The organism is Bacillus sp. PAMC26543, assembly GCF_014250375.1.
GTDB classification, from domain to species: domain Bacteria; phylum Bacillota; class Bacilli; order Bacillales; family Bacillaceae; genus Bacillus; species Bacillus halotolerans.
Genome location: NZ_CP060193.1, coordinates 703,462 through 718,777, shown reverse-complemented (window position 1 = coordinate 718,777; position 15,316 = coordinate 703,462). Strand labels below are relative to the sequence as shown.

18 protein-coding genes are annotated in these 15,316 nt (G+C 46.8%); 4 read left to right on the top strand and 14 right to left on the bottom strand.

From position 1 onward, the window contains the following. Position 1: 1 nt before the first annotated feature. From H7F27_RS03545 to H7F27_RS03505, 9 genes are all read right to left on the bottom strand, one after another. Positions 2-724, bottom strand: a complete 723-nt coding sequence (locus H7F27_RS03545) for a lipoprotein YvcA (protein WP_185848576.1) — start codon at positions 722-724, stop codon at positions 2-4. Between the two features lie 251 nt (positions 725-975). Next, positions 976-1,596, bottom strand: a complete 621-nt coding sequence (gene hisIE, locus H7F27_RS03540; protein WP_024122977.1) for a bifunctional phosphoribosyl-AMP cyclohydrolase/phosphoribosyl-ATP diphosphatase HisIE — start codon at positions 1,594-1,596, stop codon at positions 976-978. Next, entirely contained in the window at positions 1,593-2,351 is a 759-nt protein-coding gene (hisF, locus tag H7F27_RS03535) for an imidazole glycerol phosphate synthase subunit HisF (RefSeq protein ID WP_185848575.1), read from the bottom strand. The genes hisIE and hisF overlap by 4 nt, the downstream gene beginning before the upstream one ends. Continuing rightward, on the bottom strand, positions 2,348-3,085 hold the full coding sequence (gene hisA / locus H7F27_RS03530; RefSeq protein ID WP_185848574.1) for a 1-(5-phosphoribosyl)-5-[(5-phosphoribosylamino)methylideneamino]imidazole-4-carboxamide isomerase: 738 nt from the start codon (positions 3,083-3,085) through the stop codon (positions 2,348-2,350). The genes hisF and hisA overlap by 4 nt, the downstream gene beginning before the upstream one ends. After that, the gene (hisH, locus tag H7F27_RS03525) at positions 3,082-3,720 is read right to left on the bottom strand and encodes an imidazole glycerol phosphate synthase subunit HisH (protein ID WP_185848573.1); all 639 of its coding nucleotides are present in this window, start codon (positions 3,718-3,720) and stop codon (positions 3,082-3,084) included. The genes hisA and hisH overlap by 4 nt, the downstream gene beginning before the upstream one ends. After that, positions 3,721-4,305: an imidazoleglycerol-phosphate dehydratase HisB gene (gene hisB, locus H7F27_RS03520; RefSeq protein ID WP_101864712.1), complete on the bottom strand. Its 585-nt coding sequence runs from the start codon at positions 4,303-4,305 to the stop codon at positions 3,721-3,723. Further along, positions 4,302-5,585 (bottom strand): histidinol dehydrogenase, encoded by a 1,284-nt coding sequence (hisD, locus tag H7F27_RS03515; protein WP_185848572.1) that lies wholly within the window; start codon positions 5,583-5,585, stop codon positions 4,302-4,304. The genes hisB and hisD overlap by 4 nt, the downstream gene beginning before the upstream one ends. Next, positions 5,582-6,223: an ATP phosphoribosyltransferase gene (gene hisG, locus H7F27_RS03510; RefSeq protein ID WP_024122983.1), complete on the bottom strand. Its 642-nt coding sequence runs from the start codon at positions 6,221-6,223 to the stop codon at positions 5,582-5,584. Before hisG ends, hisD begins: the two co-directional genes overlap by 4 nt. Beyond that, positions 6,216-7,391: an ATP phosphoribosyltransferase regulatory subunit gene (locus H7F27_RS03505; protein WP_024122984.1), complete on the bottom strand. Its 1,176-nt coding sequence runs from the start codon at positions 7,389-7,391 to the stop codon at positions 6,216-6,218. The genes hisG and H7F27_RS03505 overlap by 8 nt, the downstream gene beginning before the upstream one ends. Positions 7,392-7,638: 247 nt before the next feature. On the opposite strand from H7F27_RS03505, the gene H7F27_RS03500 reads away from it, so the two are divergent. After that, positions 7,639-8,385 carry a C39 family peptidase gene (locus H7F27_RS03500; protein ID WP_010332017.1) on the top strand — a complete coding sequence of 249 codons (747 nt, stop codon included), beginning with the start codon at positions 7,639-7,641 and terminating at the stop codon, positions 8,383-8,385. Between the two features lie 249 nt (positions 8,386-8,634). Beyond that, on the top strand, positions 8,635-9,300 hold the full coding sequence (gene pelC, locus H7F27_RS03495) for a pectate/pectin lyase PelC (RefSeq protein WP_185848571.1): 666 nt from the start codon (positions 8,635-8,637) through the stop codon (positions 9,298-9,300). A gap of 19 nt (positions 9,301-9,319) precedes the next feature. Here the strand turns inward: pelC and hprF are convergent, their stop codons facing one another. From hprF to hprK, 5 genes are read right to left on the bottom strand one after another with little or no spacing between them, the layout of a single operon-like run. Continuing rightward, positions 9,320-9,841, bottom strand: a complete 522-nt coding sequence (hprF, locus tag H7F27_RS03490) for a heptaprenylglyceryl phosphate O-acetyltransferase (protein WP_095712936.1) — start codon at positions 9,839-9,841, stop codon at positions 9,320-9,322. A gap of 3 nt (positions 9,842-9,844) precedes the next feature. Next, positions 9,845-10,495: a pyrophosphatase PpaX gene (gene ppaX, locus H7F27_RS03485; protein ID WP_185848570.1), complete on the bottom strand. Its 651-nt coding sequence runs from the start codon at positions 10,493-10,495 to the stop codon at positions 9,845-9,847. Further along, a complete protein-coding gene (locus H7F27_RS03480; protein WP_095712934.1) occupies positions 10,492-11,430 on the bottom strand; it encodes a nucleoside recognition domain-containing protein in 939 nt (312 codons plus the stop codon). Before H7F27_RS03480 ends, ppaX begins: the two co-directional genes overlap by 4 nt. Before the next feature lie 23 nt (positions 11,431-11,453). After that, positions 11,454-12,263, bottom strand: a complete 810-nt coding sequence (gene lgt, locus H7F27_RS03475; protein ID WP_103671274.1) for a prolipoprotein diacylglyceryl transferase — start codon at positions 12,261-12,263, stop codon at positions 11,454-11,456. A gap of 13 nt (positions 12,264-12,276) precedes the next feature. Then, positions 12,277-13,209, bottom strand: a complete 933-nt coding sequence (gene hprK / locus H7F27_RS03470; protein WP_010332023.1) for an HPr(Ser) kinase/phosphatase — start codon at positions 13,207-13,209, stop codon at positions 12,277-12,279. A 182-nt stretch (positions 13,210-13,391) separates the two neighbouring features. Between hprK and nagA the strand changes: the two genes are divergently transcribed. Next, entirely contained in the window at positions 13,392-14,582 is a 1,191-nt protein-coding gene (nagA, locus tag H7F27_RS03465) for an N-acetylglucosamine-6-phosphate deacetylase (protein WP_185848569.1), read from the top strand. Next, the gene (nagB, locus tag H7F27_RS03460) at positions 14,579-15,307 is read left to right on the top strand and encodes a glucosamine-6-phosphate deaminase (RefSeq protein WP_185848568.1); all 729 of its coding nucleotides are present in this window, start codon (positions 14,579-14,581) and stop codon (positions 15,305-15,307) included. The genes nagA and nagB overlap by 4 nt, the downstream gene beginning before the upstream one ends. Positions 15,308-15,316: the final 9 nt, after the last annotated feature.

Genomic DNA, 15,316 nt, shown 5'->3' with positions numbered 1-15,316 from the left:
CTTATTTCTCCTTTTTATCTATTAAAAAGGTGATAGAATTAATTAATTTCTCTACTTTATTTTTAGCCTTTTCTTCATCTAAGGAGCATGGTTGATTTTCATTTTTGCATCCGAAAGTAAAGGCGTATTCTAATCCTAAGTTATCTTCTTCTGTAGATTTCACATACCCGAAGTAACTGTATGAATAATTATATTTTCTATCAATATCGTCAAAGATGTCTTTTTTCTTAGCAAAGTAGATATCCGTTTTCTTTTTGCTACTTTTTTTGTATTCACCTTTATAATCATTTTTTCCACTAACAATATCTAGCATTGTCTCAGGTTCATTCACAAAACTTTCTTCTTTGTAATATGTTATATGGCCATCAAACATTACATTGGTGTCTTTATCATAACTATTAAATCCAATACTTTCTTTGTTTTTCCCAGTTAAAGATGACCTTCTTGATAGATACTCCCCATCCTCCGGAAACAACATCCTAAACCCCTTCAGCTTAGACTCCAGCAAATAGTACCCAGGCTCCTCTTCCTTCGTTGACACCATGTACTCTCTCGTTTTCTCATCCTGAAACGCGGGAACTTGCGGCAGGTCTTTTGGATCCATGTCTTTTGGTTTTACGGCTTCTGTTTTATTGTCATTTGTGTTTTTATCATTGTCGTTCATACTGCATCCTCCTGTCAGGGCAAGTAATAAGCTGAAGCAAATAAAGATAATCTTTTTCATTACGAACCTCCAAGGGTTTTGTGGGATCATTCTATTTTTCAAAAGTAATACTATTGACCCGGTTGCAGGGTGATTATATTATCCTTTTCCATGTTACATCATGGCGGAATTTGGATAAATAGGAAATCAGACTTGGTTTTGACCTTCTTTTATCCATTCGGAATGTGAAACACTCATCCCATTACTAAATACCCATTACATTTTTCTTACAATAAAAAAAAGAGCCGTTATCCATAGGCTCTTTCCATTTACTATTCAGAATGGCGTTTTCTCAGCACTTCCAGCACATCATCCAGCGGTAATGCTTGTTCTCTGAGCAGGACAAGGAGATGATACAGCAGGTCTGCCGCTTCCCATTTCAGTTCCTCGTGATCACGGTTTTTGGCGGCGATGATGACTTCTGATGCTTCTTCACCGACTTTTTTCAAAATCTTATCGACGCCTTCATCGAAAAGGTAAGTGGTGTAAGCTCCTTCAGGCATTTCCGCTTGGCGTTCTGCGATGACGCGCTCCAGCTCGCTTAAGATGTCAAATCGGCCGGAAGTTTGTTCTTCTGTCTGTTCCTTTGTAAAACAGCTGTAGCTGCCTGTGTGGCATGCCGGACCGGACGGCTCTACAAGCACGACCAGTGCATCTTGGTCGCAGTCATATCGAATGCCCTTGACGCCTTGCGTATTCCCCGATGTTTCTCCCTTGTGCCATAGCTCTTGCCGCGAGCGGCTGTAAAACCACGTTTCTTTCGTTTCCAGTGTTTTTTCGTATGATTCCCTGTTCATGTATGCAAGTGTCAGCACTTCTTTGCTTGACGCGTCCTGCACGATGGCAGGGATTAATCCGTCTTCGTTAAAACGCAGTTCATCTGCCTGTTTCATCTCAAATTCACCCCGTGCTCTTTCAAATATGATTTCACTTCTTTAATTGATGTTTCTTTATAATGAAAAATGGAGGCAGCCAGCGCGGCGTCCGCTTCCCCTTTTGTAAAAGCCTCGAGCATATGCTGCGCGTTTCCTGCTCCCCCTGAGGCGATGACAGGAACCGGAACACCTTCTGACACGAGCTTTGTCAGCCTGTGGTCAAAGCCCTTTTTCTCCCCATCTGAGTCCACGCTGGTCAGGAGGATTTCTCCGGCTCCGCGTTTGACAGCTTCCTTCGCCCATGCTGTAACTTCCCAATCCGTTTTCTTTCTGCCGCCATGCGTGTAAACTTTATACGTGTCAGACTCTTCGTCGTACTTGGCGTCTATGGCGAGTACGATACATTGAGAGCCGAAAAACGCCGCGCCTTCGGTAATCAGCTCGGGACGGAGAACAGCTGCCGTGTTTACAGAAACTTTGTCCGCGCCGGCACGCAGAATCATTTTCATATCGCTAAGCTGATTGATGCCGCCTCCGACTGTAAACGGAATCGCAAGCTTTGCAGCAACCTGCTCTACGACGTCAACCATCGTTTTGCGGCCTTCGTGCGAGGCAGAAATATCAAGAAACACCAGTTCATCCGCGCCTTCCTGATCGTATACTTCCGCCAGCTCGACAGGGTCGCCGGCATCCTTCAGCTCAAGAAATTGAATCCCTTTGACAACGCGCCCTTCTTTCACATCAAGACATGGGATAATCCGTTTTGTTATCATTTCCCCTTCATCCTTTCAAGCGCCTCGCCAAGTGTAAACTGGTTGGTATACAGTGCTTTTCCGATAATCGCTCCAGAAACCCCATTCGCATGATAACGGGCAAGAGCTTCAAGGTCCGCAACGGAGCTGACTCCGCCAGAGGCGATGACAGATTTTCCGGTTTCCTTTGCGAGTTCCACTGTGCTTTCGAGATTGGGGCCTGACAGCATCCCGTCTGTCGCGATATCAGTAAAAATAAAAACTTCTGCGCCTTCGTTGGCGAGCTCTTTGCCGAGTTCAGTCGCCTTAAGACTTGATGTTTCCAGCCACCCTTCTGTTGAAACAAAGCCGTTTCTTGCGTCCAGCCCGATGGCTATCCTTTCGCCATACTCTTTCAGCATTTTTTTTACAAACGGCGGATCAGAAACAGCAGAGCTTCCCAGGATCACGCGATCGACTCCTGCCGATAAGTAATCGTAGACGTCGCTTTCCGAACGAATGCCGCCGCCGATTTCGACTTTCAGATTGAGCTTTTGTACAATTTCGATGACATGACGGTCATTTACTTTTTTTCCTTCCTTCGCGCCGTCAAGATCAACAAGATGAATCCATTCAGCCCCCTCACTCGCAAATAAAGAGGCCATGTCGAACGGTGAATCACCGTATACAGTTTCCTTGCTGTAATCACCTTGAACGAGGCGTACGCATTTGCCGTTTCTCATATCAATGGCCGGGTATAATGTAAAAACACTCATTTTTTCACCTTCTGTTCTGCTGCCATTTTTGTGAATTGGATTAAGATAGACATTCCGACCGTGCTGCTTTTTTCCGGGTGAAACTGGGCGCCGAAGACATTCTCTTTTCCGACAACCGCAGGCACCCGAACACCGTACTCGGCGCTTGCCAAAAGCGCGCCGCCATCCATTCCGTCAATATAAAAGGAATGGACAAAATAAGCGTAGCCTTCCTCCACTCCTGCCAGCAGCGGAGATTCGTTATGAAAGGAAAGGCGGTTCCATCCCATATGCGGAACCTTCAGCTTGTTTCCCACCTGATCTTCCGGCTTCAGCCTGACTGCTTTTCCCTTTAACAAACCGAGGCCTGCAGCGGTTCCATGCTCTTCGCTCTCATCAAACAATAGCTGCATGCCAAGGCAGATCCCAAGAAGCAGTCTCCCCTCTGATACCATATCGTGAATGAATTGATCGAGTTTGGCGTTGCGCAAATTGTCCATCGCATCCCCAAATGACCCGACTCCCGGCAAAATGAAAGCATCTGCTTTCCTCAGCTCCTCTGGCATGCCAGAAACAAAGTACGGCACGCCGACACGCTCCAGCGCCTTTGAGACGCTGTATAAATTGCCCATTCCGTAATCTATCACACCGATCATTTACAGCATCCCTTTCGTTGACGGAATCCCTTTGACACGCGGGTCAATCGTTGTCGCTTCATCAAGCGCGCGTCCTAATGCTTTAAAAACAGCTTCTATCATATGGTGCGTATTTGTGCCGTAATGAACGATCACGTGCAAGTTCATCCGTGCTTCAAGCGCCAGCTTCCATAAAAATTCATGTACAAGCTCAGTATCGAAAGTTCCGACTTTCGCTGCCGGAAAGTCAGCACGCATTTCTAAGTGCGGCCGATTGCTTAAATCAATCACCACCTGAGCAAGCGCCTCATCCATCGGCACAAACGCCGAGCCGTAGCGTTTAATTCCTTTTTTATCGCCTAGTGCTTCAAGCAAAGCCTGCCCTAAGCAAATGCCGATATCTTCAGTTGTATGGTGATCATCAATATCGACATCGCCTTTTGCATGAATGGAAAGATCAAATTGCCCGTGTTTTGTGAACAGATCCAGCATATGCGTCATAAACGGCACATCTGTTTTGATTTCTGCTTGCCCTTCACCGTCTATTGCGAATGCCAGCTCTATATCCGTTTCGTTTGTTTTTCTGGCGCGCTCCGCTTTTCTCATTTTGAATTCCTCCGTTCTCTCGCTTCGATTGATCTCGCATGCGCTTCTAATCCTTCCAGTCTGGCAAAAGCCGCAATGCTATCCGCATGTTCTTCAAAGGCTGATTGGCTGTATGAAATAATGCTCGATTTCTTTTGAAAATCCGTGACGTTTAATGGGCTTGAAAATCTGGCCGTTCCATTTGTCGGGAGCACATGGTTCGGTCCGGCAAAATAATCTCCGACCGGTTCAGGGCTGTATCGGCCTAAGAAAATCGCACCTGCGTGCTTGATATTGCCAAGCAAAGCTTCGGGAGACCGTGTGATGATTTCTAAATGCTCCGGGGCGAGCGTATTGACTGTATTGACCGCTTCATCTATCGTTTCAGCCACATAAATAGATCCATAATCTCTCACTGAAGCTTCCGCAATATCTCTGCGCGGCAAGGTTTTAAGCTGCTCGTTCACCTCGGCTGAAACGGCCTCAGCCAGCGGCATGGAATCTGTGACAAGCACACATGAGCTGAGCATGTCGTGTTCCGCCTGTGACAGCAGGTCAGCGGCAATTTCCCGCGGGATAGCTGTTTCATCAGCCAGCACGACGATTTCACTCGGTCCGGCAATCATATCAATATCGACATCACCGAACACCTCTCGTTTGGCAAGCGCGACATAAATATTTCCCGGGCCTGTGATTTTATCCACCGGCTCAATGGTTTCTGTTCCATACGCCAGCGCCGCAATTGCCTGAGCCCCTCCCATTTTGTATATATCTTTAATGCCCAGCTCGGCAGCGGCAGCTAATACTCCCGGAGACAGCCGTCCGTCTTTTCCCGGAGGTGTGACAAGAACAATTCTTTCCACGCCCGCTGTAAGCGCCGGAATGACATTCATCAAAACAGATGACGGATATGCGGCAGTTCCGCCCGGCACATAAACGCCGGCAGAATCAAGTGCTGTCACTTTCTGTCCCAGCATTGTGCCATCCTTTCTGTAATAAAACCAGGAAGACTGAAGCTGCCTTTCGTGATATTCAGTAATGTTTTTGATCGCTTGCCTGATCACCTGCAGCAGCTGGGGATCCAGCAAGCTGTATGCTTCTTCAATTTCTTCTGTTGTGACCAATGCACTGTCCAGCTTGATGCCGTCAAACTTGGCCGTGTAGTCACGAACGGCCTGATCACCGTTTGCTTTTACATGTTCAATAATGGATCGGACCGCTTTTCTTTGTTCTTCCGTTCCGGAGTCAATTGACCGCTTGAGAGAAAGCCGGTCCGCGCCGCTGATCGTTTTGATTTTCATTTTGCCGTTTCTCCTTCCACAACAAGAGATAAACGGGATGCCATTTCGTCGATGACATCGTCCTTCATGCGATAGCTTACTGGGTTGACGATAAAGCGGGAGGTGATATCACAAATATGCTCTGTTTCAACGAGTCCGTTTTCTTTGAGCGTCTGTCCCGTAGATACGATGTCGACTATTCTGTCCGCAAGCCCGATAAGAGGTGCCAACTCGATAGAGCCGTTCAGTTTAATAATCTCGACTTGCTCTCCCTGCTCCCTAAAATAACTGGAAGCCACATTCGGATACTTTGTGGCGATTCTCGGCGCGACGCCGCTCCAGTCTGTATCTGGAAGTCCGGCAACCGCCAGATGGCATTTGCTGATTTTCAAATCCAGTACCTCATATACATCGCGTTCTTCCTCCAGCATGACATCCTTCCCCGCAATTCCGACGTCTGCCACGCCGTGCTCCACATATGTGGTGACATCCATCGGCTTTGCTAAAATGAAGCGGAGATTTTCCTCCGGCACATCGATGATCAGCTTTCTGGAATCCTCAAACTCTTCCGGCAGCTTGTATCCCGCCTGCCGCAGCAGCCCTGCTGCTTCTTCAAATATTCGCCCCTTCGGCATTGCCATTGTGAGTAACTTACCCATTTTGCTCTTCCTTTCTGGCACCGATAAAATAGGTGACATTCGCAAATGATTTTGTCATCTGATCAATATTTTCAATCCCCAGTAAATCCTGAAGAACAACTTTTTTACCTTTCAAACGCTCTTCATTTGCAAAAGCGATGGCCTGCACCCGCTGTTCTTTGCTGAAAATGACAGCATCCATTTCACAAGGTTCGTCTTTCATATGGAGCGCTTCAATCATCCGGTCAATCCGAAGCCCAAAACCCGTCGCCGGCGCCGGTGAATTAAAATGTCCCAGAAGCTTGTTATAACGGCCGCCGCTGCCAATCACAAAGCCGACATTATTCGCGTACACTTCAAATAAAATCCCAGTGTAGTAGCTCATATGGCTGACCATATTCAGATCAAGACGGACATTTTCCGTACATCCGTAGTCCTCAAGAATCTCCCACAGCGCCTTCAGTTCATCAACCACACTTTTACCTTGCGCTGAATCGACGATTTCTTCAGCACGTCTGCATACTTCTATGCTCCCTCGCAATTCTAGAAGCTCAAGCAATCTGTTTTTATCAATGGAGGAAAGCGGAAGAGATTTGACGTGCTCTCTGTAGCCGACATAATTCTTTTCATATAAAAACCTCCGCAGCACGTCCGCTCGTTCAACATTCCCGAGCACCTCGACAAACAGGGCATCTGCAATGCCTGCGTGGCCGATTGCAATTTTAAATGAAGTCAAGCCGGCATTTTTTAACGCACCGACTACTAAGGCAATGACCTCTGCGTCCGCACTTGTCGTGCCATCACCGATCAATTCCACTCCAACCTGTTCAAACTCGGCAGGACGTCCGCCCTCGCGTTCCTGGGCTCTGAACACATTTGCCGCATAGCCGACTCTGAGGGGATGATCATGTTTCAGCAGCTTTGATGCCGCCACCCTTGCGATCGGCCCTGTCATATCCGGGCGAAGCACCAGTGTCTTTCCATCCTGATCCAGAAGCTTAAACAGCTGCTGCTCTTCAATTGCTGACTGCACACCAACCGTATCGTAAAACTCCAGCGTCGGTGTTTCCATAAATTGATAGCCCCATTTATCTATCATATCCGTTAACGATTGCCTCACCTTTTTTTTCGTTTCATATAAACCGGGCAGTGTATCTCTCATGCCGTGCGGTTTTTCAAACATAAACATCAACCCGAGCACCTCCGTAATTGTTTGAAGGAAAATTCCGAATCCTTTAGTTCGCTAATATGATAATATGTTAGCAGATGAAAGAATGGAAATCAATGCTTAACTTTCGCACGAATCTTTTTCGTTCAGAAATCCTCCTCCTAAATATGAAAAAGTCATGAATAAATGATGAAAGGTAGGTCATATCTCAAATTCTTGATGTTTGGCATGCTATAATACAAATCAAATAGAGAACAAGGAGTTAAAGATGAAAACACTGCGAACGTTATGTGTACTGATCATACTTTCTGCTGTCATTTTCTTCGGCATCAAAATATATGCAAAAGATATAGATATTTCGTTTTTCAAAATTGATTTAGGTGCAACGAAGAATGAATCTGAAGCAGCAAACAAAGAGAAGAAACTGAAAGGAAGCGCTGAGCCGATGGACGTCACGCTTTTCAATCAGATGGATGCCCCAAAGCTCTATAATGGCTGTGAGGTGACGAGCCTTGCGATGGTGCTGCACTATGCGGGATACAACGTGACAAAGAATACACTGGCAAACCAGATCGCAACAGTGCCTTTGACATACAGCAGCGGATTAAAAGGTGATCCGAATGACGGATTTGTCGGTGATATGGCGAACGGCCCGGGGCTAGGTGTCTATCACGGCCCGATCTATCAGCTCGCTAAAACCTATGCGGGGGACAGCGTTTCTGATCTGACAGGAAAAAGCATCTCTGCTGTTTATGAGCAGCTTGAGAAAGGCAACCCGGTTTGGGTTATCACGACAGCCAACTTTACGCCGGTTGACAACATGCAGACATGGAAAACGCCAAACGGAACGATCGATATCACGTACAGCGAACACAGTGTCGCCGTCACGGGTTATGATGAAAATTACGTGTATGTGAATGACCCTTATGGCTATAAAAACAGAAAAACAGACCGGACCAGCTTCGAAAAAGCGTGGGTGCAAATGGGCAGCCAAGCCATCGTCGTTCAAAAGTAAAGCTGCCCGCTTTCACAAGCTTTTCTTATGCTCTCTCCTGAGCAAATACGCCAATACTCATGCTTGATGTTTAAATCAGGTAACAATGACGCATTTTCCATTTTCCATCCAAATTTGTCTTTACTTTCAGGCTGGCTATTTTTATGATTAAAACAGATTCAGCCTTGCCCCGATCTATGTGAGAGAAGCCGGTGCAAGATGCTGACGCTTCTCTTACAAAACTAAAGATACCCGGGGAGGATTTTATCATTGAAAAAAATCGTGTCTATCCTATTTATGTTCAGTTTGGTTATGGGCTTCAGCCAGTTTCAGACATCAACTGCTTTTGCAGCTGACAAAGTGGTTCATGAAACAATTATAGTGCCAAAAAATACAACATATGACGGGAAGGGACAGCGGTTTGTAGCAGGAAAAGAATTGGGTGACGGAAGCCAATCCGAAAACCAAAAGCCTGTTTTTCGTGTGGAAGACGGAGCAACTCTGAAAAATGTAGTGCTCGGAGCTCCTGCTGCTGATGGCGTGCACACTTATGGAAACGTTAACATTCAGAATGTGACGTGGGAAGATGTCGGTGAGGACGCGTTAACTGTGAAGAAGGAAGGAAAAGTAACCATTGACGGCGGTTCTGCTCAAAAAGCTTCTGATAAAATCTTTCAAATCAATAAAGCCAGCACGTTTATAGTGAAAAACTTCACTGCGGATAACGGCGGAAAGTTTATTAGACAGCTGGGCGGGTCGACCTTCCATACCGATGTCATTATCGACAGATGCACCATCACAAACATGAAGGAAGCGATTTTCCGTACGGACAGTAAAACGAGCACTGTCACCATGACGAACACAAGATACTCCAACGTCGGCAAGAAATGGATCGGCGTCCAGCACGTAACGGAAAAAAACAATACCCAATTTTAATATACAGAAAAAGCCCGCGCTATTTATTCAGCGGGCTTTTTATTCTTTCCTGCATTTCTTCCCTTGTGTATATGATTTTCATCGGATTTCCGCCGACAAATGCTCCGGCTGGCACATCCTTATGGACAAGCGTTCCGGCGGACACGACTGCGCCATCCCCTATTTCTACGCCTGGCAGAATGGTCGTGTTGGCTCCGATCATCACTTCGTCTCCGATCAGGACTTTACCGGTTCGATACTCCTGAATTAAATACTCATGGGCCAAAATGGTCGTATTGTATCCGATGATTGAATTCGTTCCGACTGAGATCTTTTCCGGAAACATAATATCGGGCATCACCATGAGGGCAAAGGATGTCTGCTTTCCGACCTTCATCCGCAAAAATGTACGGTACAGCCAGTTTTTCATCCCTATAAACGGTGTGTATCTCGCGATTTGAATGATCATGAAATTCTTCACTACCTTCAAAAAAGGTACCGTTTGATAGACATGCCACAGTGAGTTAGCACCTGATACCGGATGTCGGTCTGTTTTTCTCACAGATTACTTCACTCCAACGATTTGTAATAGATCACTCATTTTCTCAAGCATATAGTCAGGCTCATGTTTCGCCAGCGCTTCCGGGCCTTTAATCGTCCAAGCGACCCCGGCTGTTTTTGTGCCGGCGTTTTTACCCGCCAGAATATCATGATAGTTGTCGCCGACCATGATGGCTTCCGCAGGCTCGCTTCCCAGCTGTTTCAGCGCCAGCAGAACAGGCTCGGGATCAGGTTTTGCCATCGTGACGTCATCAAGTGTAACAACGGTTTTGAAAAATTCGCCGATTCCCGTCAGCTTAAGGCCCATATTAACAGTATCTCTTAATTTTGTTGTCACAATTCCTAATGTAAAGCCTGCTTTTTTTAGTTCATCCAGCGTTTCATAAACCGTTTCATATTCGGTGACAAGTGTGTCATGCATCTGGTGATTGTAAGTTCTGTACATGCTGATCATATCTTCAGTTTTCTCAGCATCCATTGAAGAAAACGTTTCAAAAAGAGACGGGCCGATAAACGCAAGCACATCTTCACGTTTATAGCGGCTCGGGTAATAATGCTCCAGCGTATGCAAAAATGACGCGATAATTAATTCATTCGTATTAATAAGGGTTCCGTCTAAATCAAACAGAATTGTCGTAACTTGTTTATCAGTCATACTGCTTCCTTTCCAACCGCTGAGGGTTTCCATTTTTTCCACGTATACGATATAGCCATCGTCAGCAGCACAGCCGTAGTAACCCGGATCAGCAGAAGCGGCCAGACTGGAATGCCAAGCGGAATAAAGACAAGTGTATCTTCAACGACGGCATGGCAGGCAACGAGAAAAATAAAGGCCAGTGTCATGTCGCGCCTGCCAACGCCGTCATCTTCGACTGCTTTAATCATGACACCCGCTCCGTAGGCCAGACCGATTGTCAAGCCGGCCACCATTGTCATCGAGGTATTTTTATTCATGCCGAGCATCTGCGTAAACGGAGACAGCCACTTCGAAAACGTGTGCAGCCAGCCTAAGTCTCGCATAAATTGAATGATGATCATCAGCGGGATCACAATTGCCGCCAGCTGCAAAACGCCAAGACCGGCTTTCATTAAAGCCTCGGCCAGCATCGCCAGCCAGCCGTCAGGCGCATCACCCCTTGCAGCGATAAAACCGTACTGCGCTGTTTCCTGCCCGCCATGCCAGATGAGATTGATGACGATTGCAGAAACAGCTGCCAAACCAATGCGCACTGCCAATATGATGCCAATCCTGATCCCGACCTTTGCTGCGACTGTCGATTCGATAATCAAGTTATGACAGAATGAAAGCATCACCGCTAAGATAAAAACTTCCTTCACGGATAAATCCAGTGTCAATATCCCGGCAATCCCCGCGTACAGATTCAGCATATTCCCAAGAACAAGCGGGATCGCCGCTTCACCGGAAAGCCCGAACAGGCCCATCACCGGTGTAATCAGCCGTACCAGCCAATCCATGACAGGCGTATGCTGAAGCAAAGTGACCACCAGCGTTACCGGAAAAATGACTTTGCCGAGTGTCCATGTTGTTTGAAGACCTGCCGCAAGACCGGCCAGAAAAATCTTCTTCATCCCTCATCCCCCTTTGTTACCGTCTACTCTGCGTAACGCTTCGCCGAGTACCCCTTGACGCGTCTGAAGATGATGGCTGCTACAGCCAAAACAATCAATACGATTGAGATCACCTGAGCGATGCGAAGCGAACTTGTCAGCATTAAGCTGTCAGTCCGCATTCCTTCAATAAAGAGCCTTCCGATTGAATACCAAATGATATAGGTTAAAAACAGCTCGCCTCTCCGCAAATTCGCTCTGCGCAAAAGCAGCAACATAATAACGCCGACAAAGCTCCATAGTGATTCATATAAAAAAGTAGGATGATAATATTGGCCGTTGATGTACATTTGATTGATGATAAACTCAGGCAGGTGCAGGTTTTCTAAAAAGGCTCTGCTGACCGCCTCCCCGTGTGCCTCTTGATTGACAAAGTTTCCCCAGCGGCCGATCGCCTGACCGAGCAAAATGCTTGGCGCCGCGATATCCGCAAGCTTCCAGAAAGAAATGTTTTTCACTCTCGAAAAGACATAGCCTGTCAAAATGGCACCGATTAAGCCGCCGTGAATCGCGATGCCGCCCTTCCAGATTTTTATGATTTCCCCCGGATGTTCGGCATAATAATCCCATTCAAATGCAACGTAATAAATCCGTGCGCAAATAATCGCGATTGGGATCGCAAAAAGGACGAGATCGATAAAAATATCTTTCTGCAGTCCTCGTTTCTCACTTTCTCTCATGGCAATCCAAAGCCCCAGCAAAGCACCGAGGCCGATAATGATTCCGTACCAATGGACGGCTAACGGCCCCAGCTGAAACGCTATCGGATTGAGTGGTTCTATCGCTTCATTCATTTATTGCCAACTCCTATTCGTCTTGTTCACCGTCTTCAATGACATCCGCCAGCTTGTTCGTAAATTGCTCAGCGGCGTTTAAGCCCATCCGCTTCAATCTGAAGTTCATAGCAGCCACTTCAATAATGACCGCGAGATTTCGTCCTGGACGGACAGGGATCGTGAGTTTTGTAATTTCTGTATCAATGATTTTCATTGTTTCTTCTTCGAGTCCAAGACGGTCGTATTGCTTGCCCTGCTCCCAGAGTTCAAGATTCATGACAATTGTAATTCGTTTATTGCTTCTGACCGCACCGGCACCAAACAGCGTCATGACGTTTATAATGCCGAGCCCTCTAATCTCAAGCAGGTGCTCAATGAGCTCAGGGGCGTTTCCGACAAGGGTATCCTGATCCTCCTGCCGAATTTCAACACAATCATCAGCAACAAGGCGGTGGCCTCTTTTCACAAGCTCCAACGCGGTTTCACTTTTTCCGACGCCGCTTTTCCCTGTGATCAGCACCCCTACTCCATATATATCGACAAGCACACCGTGAATGGCTGTGGTTGGCGCAAGTCTGCTTTCTAGGAAGTTGGTCAATCGGCTTGACAGTCTTGTCGTTTTCAAAGGCGATCTGAGGACAGGCACGCCGTTTTTCTCGGAAGCGTCAATGAGCTCCTGCGGGATAGGCATATCTCTAGACAGAATAATAGCTGGTGTTACATCCGTGCATAGAGAGTCCATTCGCTGCTTTTTATCCTCTTCCGGCAGCTGTTCAAAGAAAGAGAGCTCTGTTTTCCCCAGAAGCTGTACGCGCTCCCTGGGGTAATATGTAAAATATCCGGCAATTTCAATGCCTGGTCTTGATAAATCGCTCATCGTAATCGGGCGGTTAATTCCTTCTTCTCCGCTGATTAATTCCAAATGAAACTGTTCCATTACATCTTTTGTCCGAACCTTTGCCACGATATGTTCCTCCTGTTCCGGGATAACCCGAGCTTGCTCAACAATAATTTCATTTTATCACTTTCGGGCTTGAACCTAAAACAGATTTTATAAAAGACTGGCAAACGTGTCAGCTGGTCTAGATCACTAGTCTGAAAAAGAGTAAAATAAACGTATTCATATTCCAGAAAGGCGGATCATTTATGGCAGATAGTCTTCTTCTCAGCGGAATCAATATCGTGACAGAAAATGAAGTGATTAAAAACGGCTATGTTGGGGTCAAGGACGGAAAAATCAGCGCTGTCTCAACAGAACGGCCAAAAGAGCAATACTCAAAGGAAATTCAAGGCCCAAAGGATGCCGTATTGCTTCCGGGGATGATTGATATTCATATTCACGGCGGCTATGGCGCAGATACAATGGATGCGAGCTTTTCCGCGCTCGATGCCATGTCCTCAAGACTGCCTGAGGAAGGCACAACGAGTTTTTTAGCGACAACCATCACACAGGAGCACGGCCAAATTTCTCAAGCTCTGGTAAATGCGAGAGATTGGAAGTCTGCGGAGGAATCCTCTTCCTTAGGTGCGGAATTGATCGGAATTCATTTGGAGGGTCCCTTTGTTTCACCTAAAAGGGCCGGAGCGCAGCCAAAGGAATGGATCAGGCCCTCAGATCTTGCACTTTTCAAGAAGTGGCAGCAGGAGGCAGGCGGACTGATCAAAATCGTCACGCTTGCGCCGGAGGAGGATCAGCAATTTGAGCTGATCCGTTATTTAAAAGATGAGTCAATTATCGCGTCAATGGGACACACGGATGCAGACTCCGCATTACTTTTGGAAGCCTTTGAAGCAGGCGCCAGCCATATGACTCACTTATACAATGCGATGAGCCAGTTTCATCATCGTGAACCCGGAGTAATCGGGACAGCCCTCGCACATGAGGGGTATGTCACAGAGCTTATTGCTGACGGTATCCACTCCCATCCGTTAGCGGCAAAGCTTGCTTTTTTAGCAAAAGGCAGCAGCAAGCTTATCTTGATCACCGATTCAATGCGGGCGAAAGGGCTGAAAGACGGAGTCTACGAGTTCGGCGGACAAAGTGTGACAGTAAAGGGAAAAACAGCTCTTCTTCCGGACGGGACGCTTGCCGGTTCGATTTTAAAAATGAATGAAGGCGCCCGGCATATGCGCGCGTTTACGAATTGCTCTTGGACGGATATAGCAAATATAACTTCAGCAAACGCGGCCAAACAGCTTGGCATCTTTGACCGAAAAGGCAGTATAACAGAGGGAAAAGATGCGGATCTTGTAATTGTCAGCAGTGAATGTGAGGTGCTTCTCACCGTTTGCCGCGGAAACATTGCATTTAAATCCAAGGAGGCTGATCATATATGAAAGTAATCGAATGTCAATCGTATGAGGCATTAAGCCAAAAAGCTGCCGGCATTGTGGCTGAAACAGTCAGGGAAAAGCCTGATGCCGTTCTCGGTTTAGCAACAGGCGGGACACCGGAAGGCACGTACCGCGAGCTAATCCGCCTGCACCAAACAGAGAATCTTTCTTTTCAAAACATCACCACGATTAATTTAGATGAATACGCCGGGCTTTCCGGTGATGACCCAAACAGCTATCACTGCTATATGAATGACCGTTTCTTTCAGCATATCGACAGTCAACCGAGCCGGCATTTTATTCCTGATGGAAACGCAGGTGACCTGGAAGCCGAGTGCAAACGCTACGAACAATTGATTGAATCACTTGGCGGAGCGGACATTCAGCTTCTCGGCATCGGCCGGAACGGGCATATCGGCTTTAATGAACCAGGTACATCATTCCAGTCCCGCACACATGTCGTGGCATTAAATGAACAAACCCGTCAGGCCAATGCCAGATATTTTCCCTCCATTGACAGTGTGCCAAAAAAAGCCGTTACAATGGGGATTCAAACGATTCTCTCAAGCAAGCAGATTCTTCTGCTTATCTCCGGCACAAGCAAAGCCGAAGCTGCCAAACGGCTGCTGGACGGACAAGTCAGCGAGGAATTCCCTGCGTCTGCTTTGCATCTGCATCCTAACGTTTCGGTTTTGATTGATCAAGAAGCCGCGGGATTCAGGCATTGAAAGATTTTC